The 25,875-nt window shown below is 70.6% G+C and carries 26 protein-coding genes and 1 pseudogene; 15 read left to right on the forward strand and 12 right to left on the reverse strand.

Annotated features, from left to right (window positions below; translation table 11 throughout):
• The first annotated feature begins 185 nt into the window (after positions 1-185).
• Positions 186-1,151 (forward strand): TerC family protein, encoded by a 966-nt coding sequence (locus tag PBV52_RS45140; RefSeq protein WP_274247278.1) that lies wholly within the window; start codon positions 186-188, stop codon positions 1,149-1,151.
• Here the strand turns inward: PBV52_RS45140 and PBV52_RS45145 are convergent.
• Positions 1,087-2,316: an MFS transporter gene (locus PBV52_RS45145; RefSeq protein ID WP_274247280.1), complete on the reverse strand. Its 1,230-nt coding sequence runs from the start codon at positions 2,314-2,316 to the stop codon at positions 1,087-1,089. The genes PBV52_RS45140 and PBV52_RS45145 overlap by 65 nt on opposite strands.
• A 56-nt stretch (positions 2,317-2,372) precedes the next feature.
• Between PBV52_RS45145 and PBV52_RS45150 the strand changes: the two genes are divergently transcribed.
• Together PBV52_RS45150 and PBV52_RS45155 are read left to right on the forward strand one after the other, a co-directional pair.
• Positions 2,373-3,353 (forward strand): helix-turn-helix transcriptional regulator, encoded by a 981-nt coding sequence (locus PBV52_RS45150; protein WP_274247281.1) that lies wholly within the window; start codon positions 2,373-2,375, stop codon positions 3,351-3,353.
• Between the two features lie 68 nt (positions 3,354-3,421).
• A complete protein-coding gene (locus tag PBV52_RS45155) occupies positions 3,422-4,303 on the forward strand; it encodes an LLM class F420-dependent oxidoreductase (RefSeq protein ID WP_274247282.1) in 882 nt (293 codons plus the stop codon).
• A gap of 10 nt (positions 4,304-4,313) precedes the next feature.
• Here the strand turns inward: PBV52_RS45155 and PBV52_RS45160 are convergent, their stop codons facing one another.
• On the reverse strand, positions 4,314-4,568 hold the full coding sequence (locus PBV52_RS45160) for a hypothetical protein (RefSeq protein ID WP_274247284.1): 255 nt from the start codon (positions 4,566-4,568) through the stop codon (positions 4,314-4,316).
• Positions 4,569-4,683: 115 nt separating this feature from the next.
• On the opposite strand from PBV52_RS45160, the gene PBV52_RS45165 reads away from it, so the two are divergent.
• The gene (locus PBV52_RS45165) at positions 4,684-5,589 is read left to right on the forward strand and encodes a LysR family transcriptional regulator (protein ID WP_274249960.1); all 906 of its coding nucleotides are present in this window, start codon (positions 4,684-4,686) and stop codon (positions 5,587-5,589) included.
• A 423-nt stretch (positions 5,590-6,012) separates the two neighbouring features.
• Here the strand turns inward: PBV52_RS45165 and PBV52_RS45170 are convergent, their stop codons facing one another.
• Positions 6,013-6,576, reverse strand: coding sequence for an NADPH-dependent FMN reductase (locus PBV52_RS45170; protein WP_274247287.1), 564 nt, complete (start codon positions 6,574-6,576; stop codon positions 6,013-6,015).
• 101 nt (positions 6,577-6,677) lie between these two features.
• Here PBV52_RS45170 and PBV52_RS45175 point away from each other — a divergent pair, with 101 nt between their 5' ends.
• Genes PBV52_RS45175 through PBV52_RS45190 form a run of 4 tightly spaced genes read left to right on the forward strand, consistent with a single transcriptional unit; the run spans position 6,678 to position 11,108 of the window.
• On the forward strand, positions 6,678-7,352 hold the full coding sequence (locus tag PBV52_RS45175; RefSeq protein WP_274247289.1) for a TetR/AcrR family transcriptional regulator: 675 nt from the start codon (positions 6,678-6,680) through the stop codon (positions 7,350-7,352).
• Positions 7,353-7,409: 57 nt separating this feature from the next.
• Entirely contained in the window at positions 7,410-8,444 is a 1,035-nt protein-coding gene (locus PBV52_RS45180) for a LacI family DNA-binding transcriptional regulator (RefSeq protein WP_274247291.1), read from the forward strand.
• Between the two features lie 18 nt (positions 8,445-8,462).
• On the forward strand, positions 8,463-9,641 hold the full coding sequence (locus PBV52_RS45185; protein ID WP_274247293.1) for a 4-hydroxybenzoate 3-monooxygenase: 1,179 nt from the start codon (positions 8,463-8,465) through the stop codon (positions 9,639-9,641).
• A gap of 30 nt (positions 9,642-9,671) precedes the next feature.
• Positions 9,672-11,108, forward strand: coding sequence for an aldehyde dehydrogenase family protein (locus tag PBV52_RS45190; protein ID WP_274247294.1), 1,437 nt, complete (start codon positions 9,672-9,674; stop codon positions 11,106-11,108).
• Between the two features lie 9 nt (positions 11,109-11,117).
• On the opposite strand, the gene trxA is transcribed toward PBV52_RS45190, so the two are convergent.
• Positions 11,118-11,504 carry a thioredoxin gene (gene trxA / locus PBV52_RS45195; RefSeq protein ID WP_062715671.1) on the reverse strand — a complete coding sequence of 129 codons (387 nt, stop codon included), beginning with the start codon at positions 11,502-11,504 and terminating at the stop codon, positions 11,118-11,120.
• 120 nt (positions 11,505-11,624) lie between these two features.
• Between trxA and PBV52_RS45200 the strand changes: the two genes are divergently transcribed.
• The gene (locus PBV52_RS45200) at positions 11,625-13,058 is read left to right on the forward strand and encodes an NAD(P)/FAD-dependent oxidoreductase (protein WP_274247298.1); all 1,434 of its coding nucleotides are present in this window, start codon (positions 11,625-11,627) and stop codon (positions 13,056-13,058) included.
• A gap of 7 nt (positions 13,059-13,065) precedes the next feature.
• On the opposite strand, the gene PBV52_RS45205 is transcribed toward PBV52_RS45200, so the two are convergent.
• Positions 13,066-14,649, reverse strand: a complete 1,584-nt coding sequence (locus tag PBV52_RS45205) for an ABC-F family ATP-binding cassette domain-containing protein (RefSeq protein ID WP_274247299.1) — start codon at positions 14,647-14,649, stop codon at positions 13,066-13,068.
• A gap of 132 nt (positions 14,650-14,781) precedes the next feature.
• Positions 14,782-15,426 carry a peptide deformylase gene (locus tag PBV52_RS45210; protein ID WP_274247301.1) on the reverse strand — a complete coding sequence of 215 codons (645 nt, stop codon included), beginning with the start codon at positions 15,424-15,426 and terminating at the stop codon, positions 14,782-14,784.
• Between the two features lie 165 nt (positions 15,427-15,591).
• Between PBV52_RS45210 and PBV52_RS45215 the strand changes: the two genes are divergently transcribed.
• Positions 15,592-16,992, forward strand: coding sequence for a PepSY domain-containing protein (locus PBV52_RS45215; RefSeq protein WP_274247303.1), 1,401 nt, complete (start codon positions 15,592-15,594; stop codon positions 16,990-16,992).
• 82 nt (positions 16,993-17,074) lie between these two features.
• On the opposite strand, the gene PBV52_RS45220 is transcribed toward PBV52_RS45215, so the two are convergent.
• The 3 genes from PBV52_RS45220 to PBV52_RS45230 form a co-directional block, all read right to left on the reverse strand.
• On the reverse strand, positions 17,075-17,422 hold the full coding sequence (locus tag PBV52_RS45220) for a tetratricopeptide repeat protein (protein ID WP_274247305.1): 348 nt from the start codon (positions 17,420-17,422) through the stop codon (positions 17,075-17,077).
• Positions 17,423-17,486: 64 nt separating this feature from the next.
• A complete protein-coding gene (locus PBV52_RS45225; protein WP_274247307.1) occupies positions 17,487-17,933 on the reverse strand; it encodes a MarR family transcriptional regulator in 447 nt (148 codons plus the stop codon).
• On the reverse strand, positions 17,930-18,421 hold the full coding sequence (locus tag PBV52_RS45230) for a MarR family winged helix-turn-helix transcriptional regulator (RefSeq protein WP_274247309.1): 492 nt from the start codon (positions 18,419-18,421) through the stop codon (positions 17,930-17,932). The genes PBV52_RS45225 and PBV52_RS45230 overlap by 4 nt, the downstream gene beginning before the upstream one ends.
• A 158-nt stretch (positions 18,422-18,579) precedes the next feature.
• Here PBV52_RS45230 and PBV52_RS45235 point away from each other — a divergent pair, with 158 nt between their 5' ends.
• From PBV52_RS45235 to PBV52_RS45255, 5 genes and pseudogenes are all read left to right on the forward strand, one after another.
• Entirely contained in the window at positions 18,580-19,545 is a 966-nt protein-coding gene (locus tag PBV52_RS45235) for a pirin family protein (RefSeq protein ID WP_274247311.1), read from the forward strand.
• A gap of 1,251 nt (positions 19,546-20,796) precedes the next feature.
• Positions 20,797-21,009: a hypothetical protein gene (locus tag PBV52_RS45240; RefSeq protein WP_079033661.1), complete on the forward strand. Its 213-nt coding sequence runs from the start codon at positions 20,797-20,799 to the stop codon at positions 21,007-21,009.
• Positions 21,009-21,683, forward strand: coding sequence for a restriction endonuclease (locus PBV52_RS45245; protein WP_274247313.1), 675 nt, complete (start codon positions 21,009-21,011; stop codon positions 21,681-21,683). The genes PBV52_RS45240 and PBV52_RS45245 overlap by 1 nt, the downstream gene beginning before the upstream one ends.
• A 43-nt stretch (positions 21,684-21,726) precedes the next feature.
• Positions 21,727-22,440, forward strand: coding sequence for a restriction endonuclease (locus tag PBV52_RS45250; RefSeq protein ID WP_274247314.1), 714 nt, complete (start codon positions 21,727-21,729; stop codon positions 22,438-22,440).
• Between the two features lie 92 nt (positions 22,441-22,532).
• Positions 22,533-23,254 (forward strand): annotated as a pseudogene (locus PBV52_RS45255) (TetR/AcrR family transcriptional regulator).
• Between the two features lie 186 nt (positions 23,255-23,440).
• Here PBV52_RS45255 and PBV52_RS45260 read toward each other — a convergent pair.
• From PBV52_RS45260 to PBV52_RS45270, 3 genes are all read right to left on the reverse strand, one after another.
• Complete coding sequence (locus PBV52_RS45260) at positions 23,441-23,881, reverse strand: hypothetical protein (protein WP_274247316.1); 441 nt, start codon at positions 23,879-23,881, stop codon at positions 23,441-23,443.
• A gap of 361 nt (positions 23,882-24,242) precedes the next feature.
• Positions 24,243-25,202, reverse strand: coding sequence for a hypothetical protein (locus tag PBV52_RS45265; RefSeq protein WP_274247318.1), 960 nt, complete (start codon positions 25,200-25,202; stop codon positions 24,243-24,245).
• A 72-nt stretch (positions 25,203-25,274) separates the two neighbouring features.
• Positions 25,275-25,661 carry a hypothetical protein gene (locus PBV52_RS45270; protein ID WP_274247320.1) on the reverse strand — a complete coding sequence of 129 codons (387 nt, stop codon included), beginning with the start codon at positions 25,659-25,661 and terminating at the stop codon, positions 25,275-25,277.
• Positions 25,662-25,875 lie beyond the last annotated feature (214 nt).

Genomic DNA, 25,875 nt, shown 5'->3' on the forward strand with positions numbered 1-25,875 from the left:
TGATCCGCGTACCGGCCCGGACCGGGGGGCCGCCGTTCGGCGGAACCTGCCCGCCGTACGGCGGGTGGCAACTGTGCGACCTGGAGCTTGCCATGACATGACCTGCTGTTCACCTGCCGTAGGTGGAAGTCACCCCCAGCGGCGACAACCCTGTCAAGGCCCCACCTGCACCAGGAGTACTACCAGTGAACGTCTCCCTCTCCGTCTGGCTGCTGACCGTCGTCGCCCTGTGCGCGCTCGTCGCCGTGGACTTCCTCATCGGTCGCAAACCCCACGACGTCTCCATCCGGGAGGCGGGGACGTGGACGGTCGTCTGGATCGTCCTGGCCTGTCTGTTCGGCCTCGGTCTGTTCATCTACGGGGGTGGCAAGCCGACGGGCGAGTTCTTCGCCGGGTACATCACCGAGAAGTCGCTCAGTGTCGACAACCTCTTCGTCTTCGTCCTGATCATGGGGAAGTTCGCGGTGCCCTCGCAGTACCAGCAGCGCGTGCTGATGGTCGGCGTGATCATGGCCCTCGTGCTGCGCGCCGGTTTCATCGCGGCCGGCGCGGCGATCATCTCCACGTTCTCCTGGGTGTTCTACCTCTTCGGCGCCTTCCTGATCTGGACCGCCTGGAAGCTGGTCCAGGACGCCCGCAAGGACGAGCACGAGGAGGAGTACCAGGAGAACAAGCTGCTGAAGATGGCGGAGGAGCGCTTCGGCGTGGCCGACCGCTACCACGGCACCAAGCTGTTCATCACCGAGAACGGCAAGCGGATCATGACCCCGATGCTGGTCGTGATGCTCGCGATCGGCTCCACCGACGTCCTGTTCGCGCTCGACTCCATCCCGGCCATCTACGGGCTGACGCAGGACCCGTACATCGTCTTCACGGCCAACGCTTTCGCCCTGATGGGTCTGAGGCAGCTGTACTTCCTCATCGGCGGCCTGCTGAAGAAGCTGGTCCACCTCAGCTACGGCCTGTCGATCATCCTCGGTTTCATCGGCGTCAAGCTGGTGCTGCACGCGCTGCACGAGTCCGGCGTCCACGTCCCCGAGATCAGCATCCCCTTCTCGCTCGGCTTCATCGTGCTCGTCCTGGCGGTCACGACGGTGACCAGCCTGCGTGCTTCGAAGAAGCAGGAGCAGGCAGAGGCGGAACGCGTGTGAGCACATGGCGGGCGAGCGCCACGGCGGTGAGCGTCGCGACCAGCACGCACACGCCGGTCCACCCGAAGCGGCCGTAGGCGCGGGCGCCGAGCCAGGAGCCGACCGTGCCACCGAGGTAGGCGCAGGTCATGTACGCGGTGTTGAGGCGGCTGCGGGCGTCCGCGCCGAGGCCGTAGATCCGCACCTGGTTGGCGACCATCCCGGACTGCATGCCGATGTCGAGCAGCAGCGTGCCGACGACCAGCGCGGTCAGCCCGGGCGCCCCGCCCAGGCCGCCGAACGCCAGCACCACCGCCGACACACCGACCACGACGAAGCACCACAGGTTGACCCGGTCCGGCCCCCGGCGGTCCACCAGCCGACCCGCGACCGGCGTGCACAGCATCGTCGCGGCGTTGACGAGGGCCAGCAGCCCGGCCGCTTTCGCGCTCATGCCGTACACCGGGCCCGTGAGCAGCAGCGCCACCCCGGTCCACACCGCGCAGAACCCGGCGAACACCGTCGCCTGGTACAGGCAGGAGCGGCGCAGCTCGGGCTCGGTGCGCAGCAGCCGCAGCGGTGCGGCGAGCAGGGCCGGGTAGGGCGCCGCGGCGGCCCGGGGCAGTGCGGGCAGCAGGCGGGCCAGCAGGGCGGCGACCGTGAGGGAGAGCGCGGCGGCGAGGACGTACGGCGCCCGCCAGCCCAGCCAGTCGCCGAGGGCGCCGCCGACCGCGCGGGACAGCAGCATGCCGGCGAGGGCGCCGCTGAGCAGGGTGCCGCTGACGACGCCGCGCCGCTCGGCGGGCACCATACCGGCCGCCAGCGGGCCGGCGAGCGGGGCGATCACCGTGGCCGTGCCGACGAGGGCGCTCGCGGCGGCCAGCGGCATCAGCGCCTGCGCCGTACTCGCGGCGAGCAGGGCGAGGCCGGTCGAGGTGAGGAGGGTGACGAGCAGCCGGCGGGGGCGCAACCGGTCGCCGAGCGGGACGAGCAGGAAGATGCCGGCCGCGTAGCCGAACTGGGTCGCGGTGACCACCGTGGCGGCCGCGGCGGGGGAGACACCCAGCCCCGAGGCCACCAACGGGCCGATCGCCTGCGGGAAGTAGACATTGCCCACGGCGACGCCGCACGCGAAGGCGAGCAGCGTGATCGCGAAGGTAGTCTGCCGGTGGTGGTGATCCGTCATACGCCGAAGTCCACGCCGGCGACGACCGGTTGCCAAAGGATGTAGCCCGGGGCTTAATGATCAGCTTCCTGCTCGACGTCGACGACCTCGCGGACACCCGGTTCGCGATCTCACCGTTGCGCGAGGTCATGGGCAGCCTGCGGGCCCTGCGCGCCCCCGCTCTCTTCCCCCTGCACACCTCGTGGCGCCGCTCGGTGCTCGATCGTCTCGCCCCCGCCGACGCCCGGCTGCTGCGGGCCCTGGTGGGACAGAACCTGACCCTGCCCGACTTCCTGACCCCGCGCCCGACGACCTTCGCGCCCGCGCTGGAGGCCCAGCTCGCCTTCGTACGCGCGACGCCACCGGATCTCGTACGACGCGACCTGCTCACGACCCATGCCCCGCACCCCCTCCCGGACGCCCTGCGGCAGATCACCGCACCCGGCGACGCCCCCGTGGCGGAGCTGCTGGAGGAACTGTGCGAACTCCTGCTCCGATACTGGGAGTTGGCCATACGGCCGGACTGGCCAAGGATGCGGCTGGTACTGGAGGCCGACATCACCCACCGCGCCCGGCAGCTGGCCACGGGCGGCACCCACCTGCTCTTCTCCGACCTGCACCGCAACGTGCGCTGGCGCGACGGCGTCCTGCGCGTCGACCAGATGATCGGCCGGCACGAGGTGGACGGATCGGGGCGCGGGCTGCGCCTGGTGCCGTCCCTGTTCGCGCACAAACCCGCGCCCCCGGTCAGCGCCGAGGAACCCCCGATGCTCGCCTATCCCAGCCGGGGCGCCGCGACCCTGTGGGAACCGGAGCCCGAGCCCGACACCTCCGCCCTCACCGCACTGCTCGGCGCACCCCGCACCACCGTCCTGCGGCTGCTCGCCGAACCGCTGCCCACGGTCGAGGTCGCCCGCCGCCTCGGCGTGACGCCCAGCGCGGTCTCCCAGCACCTGAAGGTGCTGCACGCGACGGGACTCGTCACCCGGGCCCGGGACGGACGGCGGGTGCTGTACCGGCGCACCGCACTCGGGGACCAACTCGCCGGCCGGGGTTGACTTCGAGAGCGCTCGAAGTTCTAGCGTCGTCAGGGTCGGTGCAAGGCCCCGGTGAACGGAGACAGGACATGCGGGTCGGCGTGCACATCAATCGGTTCGACCATCCCGGAGGCGGCCCCGCGCTCGGCGGCGAACTCGCCGCGGCGGGCGCCGCCGCCGAGGCGGCCGGCGTGAGCTGGCTGTCGGTGATGGACCACTACTTCCAGATGGAGTTCAACGACCGCGCCGAGGACCCGATGCTGGAGGCCTACACGACCCTCGGCTACCTCGCCGCCCACACCTCCACGGTCCGCCTCGGCGCCCTGGTGACCGGCGTGACCTACCGCCACCCCGGCCTGCTCGCCAAGATCGTCACCTCGCTCGACGTGCTGTCCGGCGGCCGGGCCGCCCTCGGGATCGGTGCCGCCTGGTACGGCCGGGAGCACGAGGGGCTCGGCGTGCCGTTCCCGCCGGTCGCCGAGCGCTTCGAGCGACTGGAGGAGACCCTGCGGATCTGCCTCCAGATGTGGGACCCGCAGGCCGAGGGCCCGTTCGAGGGCGAGCACTACCGGCTGGCCGAGACCCTGTGCGTGCCCGCGCCGGTCAGCGCCCCGCACCCCGAGATCATGATCGGCGGGGGCGGGGAGAAGAAGACGCTCCGGCTGGTGGCCCGCTACGGCGACGCGTGCAACCTGTTCACCACCTCTCCGGAGGAGGTCGGGCACAAGCTCGACGTGCTGCGCGGCCATTGCGACACCGAAGGGCGCGACTACGACGAGATCCGCAAGACCGTCCTCTACATGGGCGACGCGGCCGCCGAGGGCGACCTCGACGCCTTCACCCGGGACATCGCGGGCTACTCGAAACTCGGCATCGACACGGTGATCCTCGGCCCGCGCACCGGCGAACCGGCGGCGTTCATCGAGAACTTCGCGGCTCCCGCCGTGCAGCGGCTGGCCGGGCTCGACTGAGCCGCGCGGCTCATCGGCACGGCGCGCTCGACCGGGCGTCGGCGCTGGCGCTGGCGTTGGCGCTGGCGCTGGCGTCGGCCGGGCGGCTGCGCGAGACGATCCGCATCCCGCGGGCGTCGAGCACCCGGACCTGCAACGAGCCGCAGCCGCACCGCGTCCACACCGTGCTGCCCGCCGCGGTGCTGTGCCGGGAGACCACCTGGAAGGGCTCGGCCCCGTCGGGCCACCCGCAGTGCGGGCAGGCGGTGCCGGTCGTGCTGGACATGGCGACTCCTCGTACCTCGTGGCTGGTTGACCGTCGCGACACGACCAAGGGTGCGGTGCGGCCTTCGTACACGTCCAGGTTGACTTTCCGGACCTGACCTTGAAGCGTGGGCTTCATGATTGACCTGCGCCGACTGCACGTCCTCCGGGCGGTCGCCCACTACGGCACGGTCACCGCGGCCGCCCGCGCCCTGCACTTCACGCCCTCCGCCGCCTCCCAGCAGATCCGGCAGCTGGCCCGCGATCTCGGCGTCGACCTGCTGGAACCGCAGGGCCGCGGGGTGCGCCTCACCGCGGCCGCCGAGAGTCTGCTCGCACACGCGGACGCGATCCAGGCCCGCTGGGAGGCGGCCGAGCTCGACCTGCGCGCCGAGTACAGCGCTCCCGCCGGACAGCTGCGCGTCAGCGGCTTTCCCATGGCCGTGTCGGTGCTGCTGGCGCCGATGGCCGTACGGCTGCGGGAGCGGCATCCGCGGCTGAGCGTACGGATCCAGGAGACGGGGGTGCCGGAGAGCTTCGACCTGCTCTTCGAGGGGGAGGCCGACCTGGCCGTGGTCGAGGTCACCCCGCACAACCCGCCGCTGAGCGACGCGCGCTTCGACCAGCAGCCGCTGCTGGACGACCCGTACGACCTCGTCGTCCCCGACGACCATCCGCTCGCCGCCCGCGGACGCGTCGACCTCGCGGAGGCGGCCCACGAGGACTGGATCGCGCCGGTGCCGGAGAGTCCCTGTCGCCCGCACGTGATGTCGGCGTGCGGGGCGGCCGGGTTCACCCCCGACGTGATCCATCACGCGCTGGACTGGAACGTCACCGCGCACCTGGTCGCCCACCGGCTCGGCGTCGCCCTGATCCCACGGCTGGCCCAGCTGACGCCTCACCTGCCGATCACGCGGGTGCGCTGCGCGGGCGACCCACATCGCAAGGTACTCACCTGCACCCGCCGAGGCTGCCGGGAACGCCCGGCGGTGAAGGCAGCGCTGGGGGAGCTGCGGGAGCTTGCGGTCACGGCGGTTGCGTGACGTGAAGGGGTGGCTGGGCGTGTAGCGGGGTGGTTGGCGTGCAGTGGGTTGCTTGGCACGCGGCGGGGCCTGGTGTGCGGCGGGTTGCCTGGGCGAAGGGGGGGCTGGGCATGAGGGGGTGCGGTGCCTGGGCGTGCAGCGGGGTGCGTGGCGTGAAGCGGGTTGCCTGGCGCGAAGCGGCGGCTGGGGCATGAAGCGGGTGCGTGGCGTGCGGCGGGGCCTCGCATGAAGCGGTGGCCTGGCGTGCAGCGGGTGCCTGGTGCGAAGGGGTGGCCGGGCTTGAAGCGGGCGCCTGGCGTTGCAGTGGTGGCCTGGCATGGAGCGGTGGTCTGGCGTGAATCGGTCGCTTGGCGTGAAGCCGTGGTCCGACACGGAGAGAGGCCGGAGCTCTGGGCTCCGGCCTCGTGGGGGCCTCCGGTCCGATCAGGCGGCGGCTGCCTCACCCGCGTGCCCGTGGACGCGGGCGATGACCTCGGTCAGCTGGGCGGCGACCTCGGCGTCGTCGACCGGGTGCGTCTCGGCGAAGCGGGTCACCGAGCCGGGGATGGAGAGCTTGACGTCCTCCAGTACCTTGGCGCCGGCCACACCCAGGGACTTGCGGGTCTCGTCCTGCGCCCACACGCCACCGAACTGGCCGAAGGCGGTGCCGACCACGGCGGCCGGCTTGCCGCCGAAGGCGCCGGCGCCGTACGGGCGGGACAGCCAGTCGATGGCGTTCTTCAGCACGGCCGGGATGGTGCCGTTGTACTCGGGGGAGAAGAGCAGGAACGCGTCGGAGGCCAGCGCGGCCTCGCGCAGCTTGGTGGCGGCGGCGGGGACGCTGCCCTCGACGTCGATGTCCTCGTTGTAGAACGGGACGTCGGCCAGGCCCTCGAAGAGCACGACCTCAGCGCCCTCGGGAGCGAGCTTGACGGCCGCCTCGGCGAGCTGACGGTTGTGCGAACCGGCGCGAAGGCTGCCGACGAGCGCGAGGATGCGAACAGACATACGAACTCCAAGGGTGCTGAAACACTGCCGTAAGGAACCGGACCGAGGTCCGCTTAACGTTTCTAGCACCCTAACCGGACCGCGGTCCAGTTTCATTCCCGATGCTTTACGCTGGCTTCATGTCCGCCGCCCTGCCCCCTTTCCCGCAGCCTCAGGAGCCCATCGACAAGCCTCAGTTGCTGGAGGTCGGTTCCGCCGCCGAAGAGCCCTGCCTGCGCGCCGACGCGGCCCGCAACCGTGCCCGGCTGCTGGAGGCCGCCGCCCGGCTGATCGCGGAGCACGGCGCGGCCGGGGTCACCATGGAGGCGGTGGCCGCGGAGGCCGGCGTGGGCAAGGGGACGGTCTTCCGCCGCTTCGGCGACCGCACCGGTCTGCTGACGGCGTTGCTGGACCACTCCGCGAGGAATCTGCAGGCCGCTTTCCTCGGCGGCCCGCCGCCGCTGGGCCCCGGGGCACCCCCGGTGGAGCGCCTGCGGGCGTTCGGCGTGGCGGTGCTGTACCGCGCGGCCGAGCAACTGGACCTGCAACTGGCCGCCCAGCCGGAGCCGACCCGCCGCTACTCCCATCCCTCGGTCCGGGCGCTGCATACCCACGTCACGGTGCTGCTGCGGCAGACCGTGCCGGACGCCGACTGCGATCTCCTCGCCCAGACGCTCATGGCGTACCTCGACCCCGCCCTGATCAACCACCTGACCAGGCAGTGCGGTATGCCCATGGAGCGGCTGGAGAGGGGCTGGCTCGACCTGGTCGACCGCGTGACACACGCCGGGGTGTGAGCACGGGGAGACCCTGAGTGAGCCCCGCTCACAGGTTCTGCAAAGATGCCGTACGTCATGGTGCAGATACCGAAAACGCCCGCGCCCGCTCCCCCCGCACCGCGCTCGGTACCCACGAGCGCTGATGTGGCCCGCCTCGCCGGCGTCTCGCGCGCGACCGTCTCCTACGTCCTGAACAACACCAGCGCCGTCCGGATCAGCGAACCCACCCGCCGTCGCGTCCACGAGGCCGCGAAGGAACTCGGCTACGTCCCGCACGCGGCCGCCCGCAGCCTGCGCGCCGGGCACAGCCGCATGGTCCTGATGCCCGCGCCGAGCTTCCCCGTCGGCCCGCTCTACAGCCGTTTCCTCAGCGACCTCCAGCTGGCGCTCGGTCGCCTCGACTACACGGTCGTGCAGTACGGCAGCGTCGGCCTGCACGGCGACGAGGCCGCCCGCGCCTGGGCCGAGCTGCGCCCCGTCGCCGTACTGGTCTCGGGCTCCGGCCTCGGCCCGAAGGGCGTGACGGTGCTCCATCGCTCCGGCGCCCGGGCCGTGGTCTCGCTCGGCCCCGAGTCCGTCGAAGGTGCCCACGCCCTGCTGATGGACTACGAGGCCGTGGGCCACTGCGCGGGCAGCCACCTGTACGACCGCGGCCGGCGCCGGATCGGCGTCGTCGTGCCCGAGGAGGACGGCCTGGAGTCCTTCTCCGCGCCCCGCCTCGAAGGCGTGCGCCGGGCCCTGCACGGCACGGACGCCACCGTGACCGAGCTGCCCCTCGCCTACACGGAGGAGTCCGCCGCGCGGCTCGCCGCCCGCTGGCGCGCCCTCGGCCTCGACGCCGTGTTCGCCTACAACGACGAGTACGCGATGCTGCTGATGCGCGCCCTGCAGGACGAGGGCGTCCGCGTCCCCGCCGACACAGCCGTCATCGGCGCCGACGACCTGATGCTCGGACGGCTGCTGCGGCCTAGGCTGAGCACCGTGCACATCGAGCTGCCGTCCGGCCGCGAACTCGCGGAACTGGTCGACCGCGCGGTGCGCAACCCCGGCGCCGCACCCGAGACACACAAGGTGCTGGGAGCGACGGTGGTGCACCGCGAATCCAGCTGAACCCAGGGGAGGCGGGACATGCGCACGACCGTCGGCATCATCGGAGGCGGCCCCGCCGGACTGCTGCTCGCCCGCCTGCTGCACCGCGCCGGCATCGACTGCGTCGTCCTGGAGAGCCGCACGCGGGAGTACGTCGAGCAGCGCCAGCGGGCCGGGATGCTGGAGCAGGGCACGGTCGACGCGTTGCGCGAGGCCGGCGCCGCCGAGCGGCTGACGGCCGAAGGCCTGGTCCACCAGGGCATCGAGCTGCGCTTCGACCGGGAACGCCACCACATCGACTTCCCGGCCCTCACCGGCGGCCGTACGGTGACGATCTACGCCCAGACCGAGATCGTGAAGGACCTCGTCGCGCTGCAACTCGCCGACGGGCCACCGCTGTTGTTCGAGGCCGAGGCGCTCGCCGTCGAGAAGCCGGAGAGCGCGACGCCCGTCGTACGGTTCCTGCACGAGGGCCGCGAGCAGACGCTGACCTGCGCGTGGGTGGCCGGCTGCGACGGCTTCCACGGCATCTCCCGGGACGCGTTCCCGGCCGAGGTGAGCCGCTCCTACGGGCACGAGTATCCGTACTCCTGGCTCGGGGTCCTGGCCGAAGTGCCGCCGTCCTGCGACGAGTTGATCTACGCACGCGGTGAGGGCGGCTTCGCGCTGCACAGCATGCGCTCGGCCTCGGTCTCCCGGCTCTACCTTCAGGTCCCCAACCACACCGACCCCGACGACTGGCCCGACGACCGTATCTGGGACGAACTCGCCGCCCGCTTCGCCATCGACGCCGACTGGACCCTCAACCGCGGCCCCATCACCGCCAAGTCCGTGACCACGATGCGCAGTTACGTCCACGAACCGATGCGCCACGGACGGCTCCTGCTCGCCGGGGACGCCGCCCATATCGTCCCGCCGACCGGCGCCAAGGGCCTCAACCTCGCCGTGTCCGACGTACGGGTCCTGGCCCGCGGCTTCATCGAGCTGCACCGCACAGGGAACACACAACTTCTCGACAGGTACTCCGAGTTGTGCCTTCAGCGTGTGTGGCAGGCGAGCCGTTTCTCGGATGACATGACTAAGATGTTGCACGCTCAACCAGACGGGGATGCGTTCGACCACCGGATGCAGCTCGCACGTCTGCGCCGGATCACCGCATCCCGCCACGCGGCCGCCGAACTGGCGGCGAACTACTCGGGACTTCCGCTCCCCGCGTGAGTCCCGCCGGTGATCGAACGGAGAGTCGCAATGCCGTTGCTCGACCCGAAGGCCTGGCAGTCCAGCTCCCTGTCGGGAGGTGAGTACGCCGTCACCGAGCCCGCCACCGGCGACACGCTCGGCACCGTCACCCTGGCCGGCGCCGAGGACGTCGGCACGGCCGCCGAGGCCGCCCGCGCCGCCCAGGCCGAGTGGGCACGCCTCCCGCACTTCGTACGCGCCGCAGTGCTGCGCAAGGCCGGCGACCTGTTCGCCGCGCACGCCGACGAGCTGCGCGAGTGGCTCGTCCGCGAGTCCGGGTCGATCCCCGGCAAGGCCGACTTCGAGCTGCACGTCGCCGCCCAGGAGTGCTACGAGGCCGCCGCCCTCGCCTCCCGCCCGGCCGGGCAGGTCCTGCCCAGCGAGGCGCCCCGCCTGTCGTACACGCGCCGGGTCCCCGTCGGTGTCGTCGGCGTGATCTCCCCGTTCAACGCCCCGCTGATCCTCTCCATCCGCTCCGTCGCCCCGGCCCTCGCGCTCGGCAACGCGGTCGTGCTGAAGCCGGACCCGCGCACGGCGGTGTGCGGCGGCCTGTCGCTGGCCGCGGTCTTCGCGGAGGCCGGTCTGCCCGAGGGGCTGCTGCACGTCCTGCCGGGCGGTCCGCAGGTGGGCCAGGCGCTGGTCGCCGACCCGCGCGTGCCCGTCATCTCCTTCACCGGCTCCACCGCCGCGGGCCGGGCCGTCGGCGAGGCCGCGGGGCGTCATCTCAAGCGCGCGCACCTGGAGTTGGGCGGCAACTCCGCCCTGGTCGTGCTGGAGGACGCCGACATCGACGCGGTGATCTCCACGGCCGCCTGGGGGTCCTTCTTCCACCAGGGCCAGATCTGCATGACGACCGGCCGCCACCTCGTCCATCAGTCCCTGTACGAGGAGTACGTCGAGCGGCTCGCGGCCAAGGCCGACTCCCTCGCCGTCGGCGACCCGCACCGCGCGGAGGTCCACCTCGGCCCGCTCATCGACTCGGGCCAGCTGGGCAAGGTGCACGGCCTGGTGGAGGCCAGCACCTCCCGGGGCGCCAAGCTCGCCGCGGGCGGCACCCACGAGCAGCTCTTCTACCGGCCGACCGTACTCGCCGGCGTCGACGACGAGACCCCCGCCTACGCCGAGGAGGTCTTCGGCCCCGTCGCGCCGGTACGCCCCTTCGCCACCGCCGACGAGGCCGCCGCCCTCGCCGCGGCCGGCTCCTACGGGCTCTCCCTCGGCATCGTCACGGGGGACGCCGCCCGCGGCCTCGACCTGGCCGAGCGGATCCCGACCGGCATCGTGCACATCAACGACCAGACCGTGAACGACGAGGCCGTCGCGCCCTTCGGTGGCATCGCCGCCTCCGGCACCGGGGCCCGGTTCGGCGGCGAGTCCAACCTGGAGGCGTTCACCGACGTGCGCTGGACGACGGTGCGCGGCGACGTGGCGGCGTACCCCTTCTAGACCGGGGCTCTACTGGCCGTTCTGCTCGGCCTGCGCCTGCTGAGCGGCCACGGCCTGGCGGACCTCGTCCATATCGAGCTTGCGGGCCTGCCCGATGACGTCCGTCAGGGCGGCCTCGGGCAGTGCCCCGGGCTGCGCGAACACGGCAACACGGTCACGGACGATCATCAGCGTCGGAATCGACTGGATGCCGAAGGCGGCGGCCAGCTCCGGCTGCGCCTCGGTGTCGACCTTGCCGAACACAAGGTCCGGGTTCTCCTCGGCGGCCTTCTCGTAGACCGGGGCGAACTGACGGCACGGCCCGCACCAGGACGCCCAGAAGTCGATCAGGACGAACTCGTTGTCCGTGACCGTCTCGTCGAAGTTCTCCTTGGTGAGCTCCACGGTGCTGCTCATCGCGTATTCCCTCTTCCTGGTGTCGGGGCGAAGCCGTCGGCGACAACACGACCGTACGGCGGCGTATTCCGCGCGCGTACCCGTGTGGCCAGGCCGCACACCACCCGTAAGACTGACCCCATGACGGAAACGGATTCCATCGCGTACGACGTCGTGGTGCTCGGGGCCGGGCCCGTGGGGGAGAACGTCGCCGACCGCACCCGTGCGGCCGGCCTCTCCACCGCGGTCGTGGAGAGCGAGCTGGTCGGCGGCGAATGCTCGTACTGGGCGTGCATGCCCAGCAAGGCGCTGCTGCGCCCGGTCATCGCCCGCGCGGACGCCCGCCGCCTGCCGGGCCTCAGCCAGTCCGTACAGGGCCCCCTCGATACGGCCGCGGTCCTCGCCCGACGCGACGAGTACACCTCGCACTGGAAGGACGACGGCCAGGTCGGGTGGCTGGACGCCATCGGCGCCGACCTCTACCGCGGCCACGGCCGCCTCACCGCGCCCCGCACGGTGGAGGTGACCGGCCCCGACGGCGTACGGCACGTCCTGACCGCCCGGCACGCCGTGGCCGTCTGCACCGGCAGCGGCGCCCAGCTGCCCGGCCTGCCCGGACTCGCCGAGGTCAAGCCGTGGACCAGCCGCGAGGCCACCAGCGCGAAGGCCGCGCCCGGCCGGCTGGTGGTGGTCGGCGGCGGTGTGGTCGCCACCGAGATGGCCACCGCCTGGCAGGCGCTCGGCTCCCGGGTCACGCTCCTGGTCCGCGGCAAGGGCCTGCTGTCCCGCATGGAGCCCTTCGCCGGCGAACTGGTCGCCGAGGCGCTCACCGAGGCGGGCGTCGACGTCCGCACCGGCACCTCCGTCGAGGCGGTGACCCGGGAGAACGGCACGGTCGTGGTCGTCACCGACGGCGGCGACCGCATCGAGGCCGACGAGATCCTCTTCGCCACCGGACGTACCCCGCGCACCGACGACATCGGCCTGGAAGCCGTCGGCCTGGAACCCGGCTCCTGGCTGGAGGTCGACGACAGCCTCCGCGTCACCGGCAGCGAATGGCTCTACGCGGTCGGCGACGTCAACCACCGCGCCCTCCTCACCCACCAGGGCAAGTACCAGGCCCGTATCGCGGGCGCGGCCATCGCCGCCCGCGCCTCCGGCGTGCCCCTCCTGGAGTCGGACCCGTGGGGCGCCCACGCCGCGACGGCCGACCACGCCGCCGTGCCGCAGGTCGTCTTCACCGACCCCGAGGCGGCCGCCGTGGGCCTGTCCCTGGCGGAGGCCGAACAGGCCGGCCACCGCGTGCGCGCCGTAGACGTCGAGTTCTCCTCGGTCGCCGGTGCGGGCCTGTACGCCGAGGGCTACCGCGGCCGCGCCCGCATGGTCGTCGACGTGGAACGCGAGATCCTCCTCGGCGTCACCTTCGTCGGCCCCGGCGTCGGTGAACTCATCCACTCGGCGAGCATCGCCGTCGCCGGCCAGGTACCGGTCAGCAGGCTGTGGCACGCGGTTCCGTCGTATCCGACGATCAGCGAGGTGTGGCTGCGGTTGCTGGAGTCGTACCGCGACAACTGAGCCCGCCTCATCCGGCCACCCACTCGAGGTAGTCATCGCTCCACAGATCCTCCTCGCAGTCCGGTAGCAGCAGGACCCGGTCCGGGCGCAGCGCCTCGATGGCGCCCACGTCGTGGGTGACCATGACGATCGCGCCCGGATACGTGCCCACCGCGGCCAGGACCTCGGCGCGGGAGGCCGGGTCCAGGTTGTTGGTCGGCTCGTCCAGGAGAAGGACGTTCGCGCCGGAGTGCACCAGGCCCGCCAGCGCCAGACGGGTCTTCTCACCGCCGGACAGGACACCGACGGGCTTGTCGGCGTCGTCACCTGTGAACAGGAACGATCCCAGGACACGCCGCACTTCGCCGTACGTCAGATGCGGGGCGGCGGACGCCAGCTGCGCACCCACGGTCAACTCCCCGTCCAGCGTGTCGTGTTCCTGGGCGAAGTAGCCCGGCCGGAACCCGTGCCCGTGGACCACCCGGCCGCCGTCCGGCCTGGCCTGACCGGCGAGGATGCGCAACAGGGTGGTCTTTCCGGCACCGTTGGGGCCGAGGACGACCAGGCGGCTGCCCCGGTCGACCGCCAGGTCCACGCCCCGCAGGACGCGATGGCCGCCGTACGACTTGGTCAGACTGATGGCGCCGAGCGGGATCCGGCCGCACGGCGCCGGTTCGGGCAGCCGGATCCTCGCCACCTTCGCGGTGCGGCGGACCGGTTCGAGGTCGGCGAGCATACGGTCGGCGCGGCGGGCCATGTTCCTCGCGGCCACGGCCGTCGACACGCGGGCGCGCATCTTCCCGGCCTGCGCGTGCAGCGACGCCGCCTTGCGCTCGGCGTTCGTCCGCTCGCGCGCCCTGCGCCGCTCGTCGGCCTCCCGCTGGGCGAGATAGACGTCCCAACCCGTGTTGTGGACGTCGATCGTGGCGCGCTGCGGATCCAGGTGGAAGACCCGGTTCACCGCGCCGGCGAGCAACGACGTGTCGTGGCTGATCAGCACGAGCCCGGCCTGATGGTTCGTCAGGAACGTGCGCAGCCAGGCGACCGAGTCCGCGTCCAGGTGGTTCGTCGGCTCGTCCAGCAGCAGGGTGCCGTGCTCCGCGAAGAGGATGCGGGCCAGCTCCACACGACGGCGCTGTCCGCCCGACAGTGCACCCAACGGCTGGTCCATCAGCCGGGCGGTAACCCCGAGACCCGCGGCCACCCGGGCCGCCTCGGCCTCCGCGGCGTAACCGCCGGCCGCCTGGAACCGGGCCTCGGCGCGCACGTAGGCGTTCATCGCGCGCTGCGTACCGTCGGCCATGGCCTCCTCGGCACGGCGCAGGGCGCGCACGGCTCCGTCGAGGCCCCGCGCGGACAGGATGCGGTCGGTGACGGTGACCGTCGGGTCCGCGGCGCGCGAGTCCTGGGGCAGATGGCCGACCTCGCCGGTGCGGGTGACCGTCCCGGCGGCCGGGCGCACCGTGCCCGCCAGGGTGTTCAACAGGGTGGTCTTTCCAGCGCCGTTACGGCCGACCAGGCCGATGCGGTCGCCGGGGGAGATGTGGAAGGAGATGCCGGACAGCAGCAGACGCGCGCCGACGCGCACGTCGACACCACTTACGGTGATCATGAGAAGACGCTCCGAACAAGCAAGAGGGCACACGGGTGGCGTGTAAGCGGGTCCTCAGCTAAGAAATTCGGGGCGTAGACATGCGGTCAGGCTAACGCGGGCGCCGTGTCGGACGCCTGCGATTTTTCTCCGTTACGGCAGCTCGAAGCCCAGCGCCTCGGCGGCCCGCGCCGGTGTCGGCCCTGCCCAGCGCTCCGCGATCGCCTGGTTCGAGGAGAGTGAGCGCAGCTCGGCCCGGTCCAGGTAGAGCACACCGTCGAGGTGGTCCGTCTCGTGCTGCACGATGCGGGCGGGCCACCCCGTGAACACCTCGTCGACCGCACGCCCGTGCTCGTCCTCGCCCGTCAGCCGCACCTCGCCGTGCCGGGCCACCACCGCCTGATAGCCCGGCACGCTCAGACAGCCCTCGAAGAACGCGGCGCGAGCGGCGCCGACGGGCTCGTACGACGGGTTCACCAGCACCCGGAACGGCTGCGGCACCCGCCCGCGCGCCAGCCGCACCTCCTCCGGCACCGGTGCCGGGTCCTCGATCACCGCGATCCGCAGTGCTACGCCGACCTGCGGTGCGGCGAGGCCGACGCCCGGCGCCGCGTGCATGGTGACCCGGAGGGCCTCGACGAAGCGGGCCAGCAGCGCCGGGTCCAGCTGGCCGTCGAAGTGTTCGGCGCGGCGCCGCAGCACCGGGTCACCGGCCGCCACGATGGTCAACGGCCCATCGCTGGACAGGAGTTGCTCGACCTGCTCGGCCAGGGGTGCGCGATCGCTCGGAGTTGCCACCGCGCCAGCATGCCACGGCGCCCCCGCCACTCGCCGACTCACCTGTGACGCACGCCACTTAATGAGCCGGGAACTCAACGGCCCCTTCCCCCGACTACTGGACCGCTACAACAGACAAGAACGTCCCCACTCGCCTTTCCCCGCCCAGCCCCGGAGATGCCGCCGATGTCCACCGCTCCCTCGACGACCACCGAGGAGTCGACGCAGCCCGACGCCCCGGCGTCGGCGCCCCGCAGATGGGCACCACTGCGTCCGCTGATCCTGCGTCTGCACTTCTACGCCGGCGTGCTCGTCGCGCCGTTCCTGCTCGTCGCCGCGGCCACCGGCTTCCTCTACGCCGGTGCGTTCCAGGCCGAGAAGATCGTGTACGCCCACGAGATGACCGTCCGGGTAGGCGACGAGAAGCTGCCGATATCCGAGCAGGTCGCAGCCGTGCGCAAGGCCCACCCCGAGGGCACGGTCTCGGCGATACGGCCCTCCCCGGCGGACGACGCGTCCACCAGGGTCCTGCTGTCCGGCGTCAAGGGCGTGGACGCCGACCACACGCTCGCCGTGTTCGTCGACCCGTACACCGCGACGGTGCGCGGCGCCCTCGAACAGTACGGCTCGACCGGCGCGCTGCCCCTGCGTACCTGGATCGACGAGTTCCACCGCGACCTGCACCTCGGCGAGACCGGCCGCCTCTACAGCGAGCTCGCCGCGAGCTGGCTGTGGGTGATCGCGGGCGGCGGCCTGGTGCTGTGGTTCTCCCGCCGCCGCGCCCTGCGCAAGGTGCGCGGGAGCAGCGGGCGCCGCCGCACGCTCGGGCTGCACGGCACGGTCGGGGTCTGGGCCGCGGCCGGGTTCTTCTTCCTCTCGGCGACCGGCCTGACCTGGTCGGCGTACGCCGGCGCCAACATCGACGAGCTGCGCACCTCGCTCGGCCAGGCCACCCCGTCCGTGTCGGCCACGGCGGGCGGCGACCACGCGGCTCACGGCGCCGCCGCGGGTACCGGCGGAAGCGGCGAGCACGGCGTCGGCCTCGACAAGGTGCTGGCGGCCGCGCGCGCCGAGGGCCTGGGCGATCCCGTGGAGATCGTTCCGCCCGCCGACGCCTCGTCCGCGTACGTGGTGAAGCAGGTGCAGCGCAGCTGGCCGACGAAGCAGGACTCGGCCGCGATCGACCCGTCCACCGGCGAGGTCACCGACGTGCTGCGGTTCGCCGACCACCCGGTGCTCGCCAAGCTGACTCGCTGGGGCATCGACCTGCACACGGGCGTCCTCTTCGGCCTGGTCAACCAGATCGCCCTGATGCTGCTCGCGCTCTCGCTGATCCTGCTGATCGTGTGGGGCTACCGCATGTGGTGGCAGCGCGGTCGCGGCTCCGCGTTCGGTCGCCCCATCCCACGTGGCGCCTGGCAGCAGGTGCCTCCGCAGATCCTGGTCCCGCTGGTGGCGGTCGTCGCCGTACTCGGCTACTTCGTACCGCTGTTCGGCATCTCCCTGGCCGCGTTCATCGTCGTGGACGTCGTCCTCGGAGAGGCAGCGCATCGGCGGGGGAAGCGGACGCCCGCGGAAGTGAACTAGAGGGATGAAGGACTTGGGGCCCGGTTCCGGGGGAACCGGGCCCCAAGCATTGCTTTGCTCGATGGCTCGATAGGTCGATGGCTCAGAGCTGCTCGAAGTCACCCGCCAGCGCCGAGGCGAGGCGCAGGTGCGGCTCGGCCTCCTCGTCCCGCCCCTGCCGTTGCAGCGTGCGGCCCAGCATCAGCCGGGCGTAGTGCTCGACGGGGTCGTGCTCGACGATGACGCGCAACTCGCCCTCCGCCCGCCGCAGTTGGGCCGAGTGGTAGTAGGCGCGCGCCAGCAACAGCCGCACTCCGGTCTGCCGCGGCGCCTCCTCGACCAGCTTGCCGAGGACGCGCGCGGCGGCGGCGTAGTCCTTGGCGTCGAAGAACATCTGCGCGCGCTCCCAGCGCTCGGCCGGTGTTCCGTGGTCGTAGTACGTCGTGTCCACTCGTGCCCTCCTTCGACTTCGACGCCGTCAACGGAGGGCAGTCGTTCAATATTCCACTACTTCCTCAGCCGGCCATGGCGGCGAGTTCGGCGTTGGCCCGCTCGGTGATGAGGGTCAGGACTCGCCCGGCGGCGGCCAGGTCCTCCGTCGGGATGCCGGCGTAGATCAGGGCGGAGATGGGGGCGGTCGCCGCGGAAGTCCTGTCGTACAGCTCCTGCCCGGCGTCCGTGATCCGCACCTGGGACGGCTCCTGAGGGCTCAGCAGCTCCGCGGCGATCAGCTCGTCGACCACGGCCTCGGCCTCCGCGGCGTCGATCTTCAGCGCGCCGACGACACTGTCGATGATGCGGTCCCGCTCGGCCGGTCCGTCGGCGACGGCGGCGAGCCGGAGGGTGACGGACTGCTGGAATGTCGCGCCGTGGCGGGCCAGTACCTGCTCGAGAAGCGCGCGGCCGGCGTAGTGGGCCAGAGCTACGACTCGGGGGTCGACCAGGGGAGTGGTGGTGGTCATGTCTGCTCCTTGTCGGACTCGATGTCGGTGGCAAGCGGGTCAAGAGGTGCGTCGAGCAGGGTCGCGAGGTCGCGCGTCAACTCCCGGGTGCGCGCGCTGTCCAGGCCGCCGAGCGGCGCCAGCAGCTGCTGCAGGAGACCTTGGACCACCTTGATCGCCTGCCGGGTCCGCTCGCGGCCCTGCTCGGTCAGCGCCAGCTGCACCGCGCGTGGGTCGCGGGGATCCCGGGTGCGTTCGAGCAGGCCGGCGGTCTCCAGGGAGCGTGCCAGCTTGGAGACGTAGAGGGGTTCGAGCCCGGTGTGGTCGGCGAGTCGCCGCTGGCTGGGGCGCTCTCCGCGGCGCTGCATGTCGTACAGCGAGGCCACCAGCGCGTACTGCGCGTGGGTGAGCCCCAGCGGGGTCACGGCCCGGTCGACCGCGACCCGCCACTTCGTGGACAGGCGCCACACCAGGAAACCGGGCGAGGCGTTCTCGGAACCCTTGCTCATGGCCGATACAGTACATGGCTACTATGTACATGGCTACTATTTTCGGGAACGCATGCGGGAATCCATGCGTGAATGCAACGGGAATGCACCGGAATGCATCGAGACAGGCCCGGGTGACGGACTGACGAAGCGACCCCGGCGGGGCTAGTTTGGGCGACATGAGCAATCTTGATCGCGAGGCGGTGCCCGCCATCTGCGGCGGCCGCGGTTTCGTCGTGGCAGAGCCCGTACGCGAACTTCTCAGCCCTCGTCACGTCAAGCTCGGCGAGTCCACCGAAGTCCGTCGCCTGCTGCCCAACCTGGGGCGGCGCATGGTCGGCGCCTGGTGCTTCATCGATCACTACGGCCCCGACGACATCGCCGACGAGCCCGGGATGCAGGTGCCGCCGCACCCGCACATGGGCCTGCAGACGGTGAGCTGGCTGCACGAGGGCGAGGTCCTGCACCGCGACTCGACCGGGAGCCTCCAGACCATCCGCCCGCGTGAACTGGGCCTGATGACCTCCGGCCGGGCGATCAGCCACTCGGAGGAGAGCCCGAAGTCCCACGCCCGCTTCCTGCACGGCGCCCAGCTCTGGGTCGCTCTCCCGGACAGCCACCGCCACACCGACCCGCGCTTCGAACACCACGCCGAACTGCCCGTCGTCACGGCGCCGGGCCTGCGGGCCACCCTGATCCTGGGCGGCCTCGACGGTGTGCGCTCACCCGGCACGACCTACACCCCGATCGTCGGCGCCGACCTGACCCTCGAGCGCGGCGCCGACGTACGCCTCCCGCTGGAGCCGGACTTCGAGTACGCCGTCCTGTCCATGTCCGGCGAGGCATACGTGGACGGCGTGCCGGTGCTGCCCGGCTCGATGCTCTACCTCGGCTGCGGCCGCACCGAACTCCCGCTGCGCGCGGACTCGGACGCCGGACTGATGCTCCTCGGCGGCGAGCCGTTCGAGGAGGAGCTGATCATGTTCTGGAACTGGATCGGGCGATCTCAGGAAGAGATCGTACAGGCCCGTCAGGACTGGATGGAAGGCTCCCGGTTCGGTGAGGTGAAGGGGTACGACGGGGCCCCACTGCCCGCACCGGAACTGCCGCCGGTGCCGTTGAAACCGCGGGGAAGGGTGCGCTGACCTGCGGAAATGCGTCAGCTCTGGTGGCCGCAGGGCGGAAGGTGGTTGGGCAATTCTCCCTGCCTTCCACCTGCTTGCCGGAAGGCGTCCAAGCGGCCGGCTAACTCAGGCCGGTGCGGTTGGCGATTCCACGGTGTGGCTGTCTGCGGGCGGCTGTGGCAGGACTCTTGCTGACCTAATGCTGACTTTGCTGACGCCTCGTCAGGCTCGGGTGAGCGGCTCTTTTCCCAGCTTCCGGGCTTGCGGAGGCGTTTGCAGGTTCGGTGGAGTCCGGACCGATGCTGACCTGGCTGGCGGTCGAGTCAGGCGTTACGGAGGGACGGCGTCGCTCACACTGCGGTCTTGTTGCGATTCCACAGGATTCCGATGTCACCGCTGTCTGTCGGCAGCGCCGCTTCCGTCCGATCCGAAAGGTGCTGCGCCGGAGAGCGACTAGCAGGTTCTTCGTCTGCTGGCGGTACACGGCTCGGATGTAGTTTGACCAGCGAAAACAGCTCCGATGGCCACAAGCTGCGTACGGCTGGTCCGGATCTGGTCCGGATCTGGTTAGAAGTGTTCGTGGTGATGAGCGGTGCTCGCATGGCGCGCTTGTACGACGATGACGGCCTCGGCACTGCTTCCAGACGCGACGACGGGCTGCAGAAGACTGTCCTGACCGGGCTGCACCAAGGCTGGATCCGGCGCTGGCGGAGGCCAGAGGCGCTTCTTCGGCCCGGCCCTACAACCGTGGCGCTGTCCTCGCAGGACCGCGACGACACCGCGTTAAGAATTCGTCCCGTGGGGGCTCGGGTGGCCGAGGCGTCGCGGCGGCGGGTGATCAGTGCTACCAGTGCCTCCCGACCCTCTGACGCCCCCGGGCCATGGTCGCAGAACCACGGTTCGAGGGGGCGGCTCCGGCGCACTATGCCTGTGAGTGCGCTTCCGCTGCTTTTCGCCATTCGTCGGCAGGTATCCGTCTGGCGTGACTTGGGCTGTTTCCGCAGGTGAGAGACGGACGGTCACGCGCCGTGTAACGGCTGGCGGAAAGGGCCATGGCGAACCGCTTGGGAGCTGAAAAGGGCATTCGTCCAGCTGAACTGCCTCAGGCTCGCTGCCCCATGAATTGGCCTGACGGTATGGGCCCTCCTGGCCTGATGGCGACTCGACCAAGACGTAGCGCCATGATGCCCCATCAGCTGCTGTCAGTGCCCACTGCTACACCCTTTTGTTGGGATGAGCCGCGCTCCGCGGCCCACCGACGGGAGGGGAAACATGTCGAAGGTGCCGGACGGGTTCCACCGGGTACGCGGACACATTCGTCGCAATCCGAAGCCCAGGAGCGCCAAGCGCATGAGCGGTTGGATGATTGCCGGCTTACTGGCCGGCGTGTGGCTGTGGGGGCAGGTGTTCGGGTTCAGTGAGTCCACCGCCACGACGCCACCGACGGATCCGAAGCCGGCGGCCAGCGCGACGGCCGACCGCTGATGGGACGGATACGTCTGCGGCGCCCTCGCGGTGCCGCGGAACTGGTCGCAGCGGCCGTAGTCGCCCTGGCCGTGCTCGTCCTGGTGGCGCGGACGGCGGCCACGGCGGTCGGCACACTGAAGGCGGCCTGGCCTGCCCTCTTGGCTCTCGCCCTGCTCACGGGAGCCGTCGCGGCGTGGCGGATCAAGCAGGCGACCACGATGCGGCGTCGGGAGAAGGAGCGGCTGGCCACTCTGCGGATCACGCTCGCGGAGTTCGACACCATGGACGACCGTCGCTTCGAGTACGCCCTTCGGGATCTGCTGGTCCGCGACGGCTGGCCGGCCCGCAGAGTTGGTGGCGGCGGCGACCAGGCCGCCGACGTCATCGGCGACCATCCGCAGCGCGGCCGGATCGTGGTGCAGGCCAAGCACACCCGCGTCGGCGGGAAGGTGGGCTCAGGTGTGATGTACGCGGTGAAGGGGACGGCCGGGCCGGTCCACAAAGCCGATCATGCTGTCGTCGTCACCAACGGGGCCTTCACCCGCGATGCCATGGCGTGGGGCGACCGGCACGGCGTCCACTGGATCGACCGGGAAAAGCTACGGCGATGGGCCGAGGACGGTGCCGCTCTGCACGAGCTCCTCGGATTGTCCGCGCGCTCCCGCCCGAGCCGATTCAAGCGTGCGGCATGACTGGCAAAGAGCGTGATCGCTGCCCAAGACGTCTGGAGCTGTGGTGTTCGACGAGGACGGGTCGCTCGACCCGCTGCTGAAGTTCCTGCTGTATGCGGTCATCGCGCTGGCCGTCGGAAAGATGCTCTGGGAGTGGCTCACCGAGGACATCGGACAGTGGATCACCGTAGATCTGTGGGGGCTGATAGCCGATCACCCGTGGTGGACCGGGCTCATCGTTGTCGGCGGACTGTCTGCGTTGCTCCTGCTCGGCAGAATCCTGTCATTCGTGGTCGGCGCCGACACCTACGCCAACGCGGACGACACGTTCGCCGCTCCCTCTGGCGATGCGATCGAAGCGGACGCGCTAACTTTCAAGATGAAGCAGCTTTCGTCGATGAGCGCGACGGGTTTCGAGCAGGCGTGCACTGATCTCCTGGCCCGTGACGGATTCCGGCGTCCCAAGCGGGTCGGAGGCGCCGGTGACCTCGGCGTGGACATCACCGCTCGCGATGACGAAGACCGCCTCCTGATCGTGCAATGCAAGCAGTATCAGAGCCCAGTCGGATCAGGCCACGTGCAGAAGTTCAACGGGACAGCCCGCCCACACCACGGAGCCGACCTCCCGATCATGATCGCGCTCAACGGCTTCACGCAGCCGGCGATCGACTTCGCCCAGCATCACCAGCTCATACTCATGGGCCGCCCGGAATTGAAACGATGGGCCCACGGCGAGCACCTCTACGACGTCCTCGGCATCCAAAGCACGACACACTGACGCCAGCGCACACGGACCTGAGTCCGTCCCGGGAGCTCCCGCCTATTGTCCGGTGGTCCCTTTTCGGGCTCAGTCCGGTGCGGCGCGTTGTCATGGACTCCCCCGACAGCCCTCGGCGCCGCATCGTCGAGGCGGCCGTCGAGCTGCTGGAGAAGGGCGGCCCTGACGCGGTGAGCACCCGCGCGGTCGCCGCCGCGGCCGGAATGCAGCCGCTGGCGATCTACCGCCTCTTCGGCGACAAGGACGGGCTCCTTGAGGCCGTTGCCGAGCACGGCTACGCGCAGTTCCTGGATAGAAAGCGCGCGCAGCTCGACCCCGCCCCGCAGGACCCGGTGGAGGAGCTGCGCCGCGGCTGGGACATGGTGTTCGAGTTCGGGGTCTCCCGCCCCGAGTTGTTCGCGGTGATGAACCGGGCCACTGGCCGGGGATCGGACGTAGCACACCGCGCGGCCCTGGAGATCCTCCATGGGCGGGTGCGTGGGCTGACGGCCGGGGGGTGGCTGCGGGTTGACGAGGAGCTGGCCGCCCAGATCATCCAGGCAACCGGCCAGGGCGCGGTCACCACCTGGCATTCCACCCCTGCGGACCGCCGCAATCCGGCGCTGTTGACCGTCCTGCGCGAGTCCATGGTCGCGGCCGCCACCCGCGCCGAGCCGGCGGTCCCTGCCGCGGAGTCCGGTCCCGCCGCAGCGGCCCGCGCGCTGCGCGCCGCCCTCCCCGACGACGCCGATGTCCTGAGCGACGCCGAGCCGCGCCTGCTGCATGAAATGGCTCACACACCCTGGCGGCGGACGGTGGCGCGCCGCATGCCTAATCGCGCGTCAGGCGCCCTCGTGCAGGTTGAACCTTCCGAGGAGAGATCGTGCGATGAAGCGGCGTCCATGAGATGAGCCAGTGGGCGACCACACGGCTCCGGCTGGCTCCCCCTTGTCTATAACGCGGCTCCAACCTTGATCACGTCTCCGCCGCCCACTGTTAACAACGCTCGTGGTCAATACAGCTAGGCCAGCAGGACGGTGCGCTTGAGTTCCTCGAAAGCCCACAGGGACTGCTCATCCTCGATCGGACCGAGGTGCCGCGCCAGTTCCTCCCTCACGCGGGGAAGGTTCTCGGCCCAGTACGCCACCTGACTGCCGATCAACCGGTCAAGAAAGCGCAGTGGGCGACGGCTGGCCGTACCGCCGTTCTGGATTGCTCGGCGTCCGGCGTAGAGCCGATCGAAGCACCACAAGAGGGTGAAGTACGCGGTACGCACCTCGGGAAGGGTGTCGTCGCGGATCGAGCCGGGCGAGTGCACAAGGGTTCCCAGCATGTCGCGGGCCTTGGCCACCTCGCCTCCTGTCAGGTCGGCGTGGAGCAGGCGCGCCAGGTCGAAGACCCCATGCCGACGCTGCCAGTAGAACACCGCTATCGAGGTGCACAGCGACACGATCGAGAGCACGAGTGTCACCACTTCAGTCATGCGCATGCTCTTCCCCCGGCTGCTACCGGCGATGCCGTCCGCTCCCGGCTCGTCGGCTGTGACTGAGCGCTCCAATCGATTCTGGCCGCGCCTCCGTGAAGTGCCGGCTTGATGATGTACAGGCAGCGCATCCCGTGGACCTCGCGCGCCAGGTGGGTCCAACTCCCGGCACCCCACGCCTCGTGGCAGCGCAGGACGTGCTGTCCATCAACCGATCGGTTGATGGACAACGGGGCCTGGACGTCGACACGCCCGACTGGAAAGCGACTTCCTCCAACAAGGGTATTCGGCAACAACGGGCGTTCAGGAGCCGTTCGGCCCTTTTCTGTACGGTGCGGTGTCATGACGAACTACCGCTGACTGGGCGGACTTTGACAGCGCCCTGGAAGCCACCCTCGGGACTGGTGACCTCGCATGTTGAGGTGTCGCGTATTCCGGATGGATGGGGCCGCCGTTTCTGCGCGTCAACCGCGGATGGGAGCTCACCAGTCCGGAGGCCGTAGTGGAAGGGCGAGGGGCCGTCGATCCCCGCCCGCTCCAGGAACAGCCCCTCGTAGTGCTGCAGCAGCTCCATGCCGAAGTCGACCTCCGGGGCCGTCCCGTCCTCCTTAAAACTGCCGAGAAGAAGCTGCGTCCAGCGCTGCTCGACAACTGACCACACCACCAGGTGGGAGGGCGCGAAGAACACCCACATGGCGTCGATCTCGTCTGGCAGCGTTGGGGCAGTCAAGGCATGCGCGATCACCGCGTCGAGACATTCCACGTAGGGCCTGTCGAAAAAGTGGGACACGATGAACACCACCCGCGCCTTGTCGGGCGAGGACTTGTCCCGCAATTGCTTCGCGGCCTTGGCGACCATCGACTGGGCCGCCTCGACGACATCGTTCGCTGACACGAACGTCGACCAATGAGTGCCTGGCTCCTCACCTCGCTTCAGTGCCCGGGAGGCCGCTGCGTCGTGCTCGCGGAAGTCACCAGGTATCGACTTCACCTCGAAGTCGGCGAACTCGACACCGTTGCGGCCGAGCAGCGACGACAGTGCGTCGCTGTCCGAGTCCTTCACGCGGTAGACGAGGTCCACGCCGCCGTTGACGTCTACGGCGGCCGGCACGATGCCGAGATATGCGGTCGCCAGCATCGCCGCGAGATGCTCGCCCGCGGCCAGCTTCAGCTTCTTCAGGTCGTCGGCCGGTACGTGCGCCGACAGCGCTTCCGCCGCCCAGTCCATCACTTCGTAGGTGATGGCGATGACGTGGGTGCCGATGGCTCCGTCGAGGCTCTTGGCGCTGTCGTCGCTCATGGGCGCGAGTGTGGCAGCCCCGTGACGCGGTCGCGACGGGTTTCGGGGCCAACATCCATGTCAGCTCGTACGCTAAGCCTCGCGGCCTTGATTGGCGCTTTGACCCGGGATGATCGTACGGAGTGAGGAAACCCGAGCAGCGGTCGCCGACGCCCTGATCGCCCCGGCCAGCGCTGATTCTGACGAGGACGGGGGAACCCTGGATGCCGGCTTGCCCGCGTAGGTGGGCACGGCGGCGATCGCGACGCCGACCGTAACCAGCAGCAGACCCCAGGCTTGTCGGCGTTCACCGCCATAGGCCGCCTTCCGCGCCTCTTCGCGCATTGTGTCGGCGTACTTCTCGACCGTCCGCTGAAGCCGCTCACGCTCGTTGTGAACGTCCCGCAGGTCGATTTCGAGCTTCGCGGACAGCCGCAGGTGCTGCTCAACGAGCCACTGGAGCTCAGCGCCCGTCGACATCCCCAGCGGGGGGCCGACGCGTTTGATGACGGACGCATTCTCAGCATGGTGAACGCGTCAACGCCGTCCTTGTCCTCGGCGCGGGCTGGACGGAACATGGCGGCAACCGCACGGAAGGGTCGGCAGACGAGGACCCACCGCCGCGACCACTGGGGTGGCCATTGGAAGAACCGCTCACCGGCATGCTTGTTCGTCTGCCAAGTCCTCCACAGTC

Source organism: Streptomyces sp. T12, assembly GCF_028736035.1.
Lineage (GTDB): Bacteria > Actinomycetota > Actinomycetes > Streptomycetales > Streptomycetaceae > Streptomyces.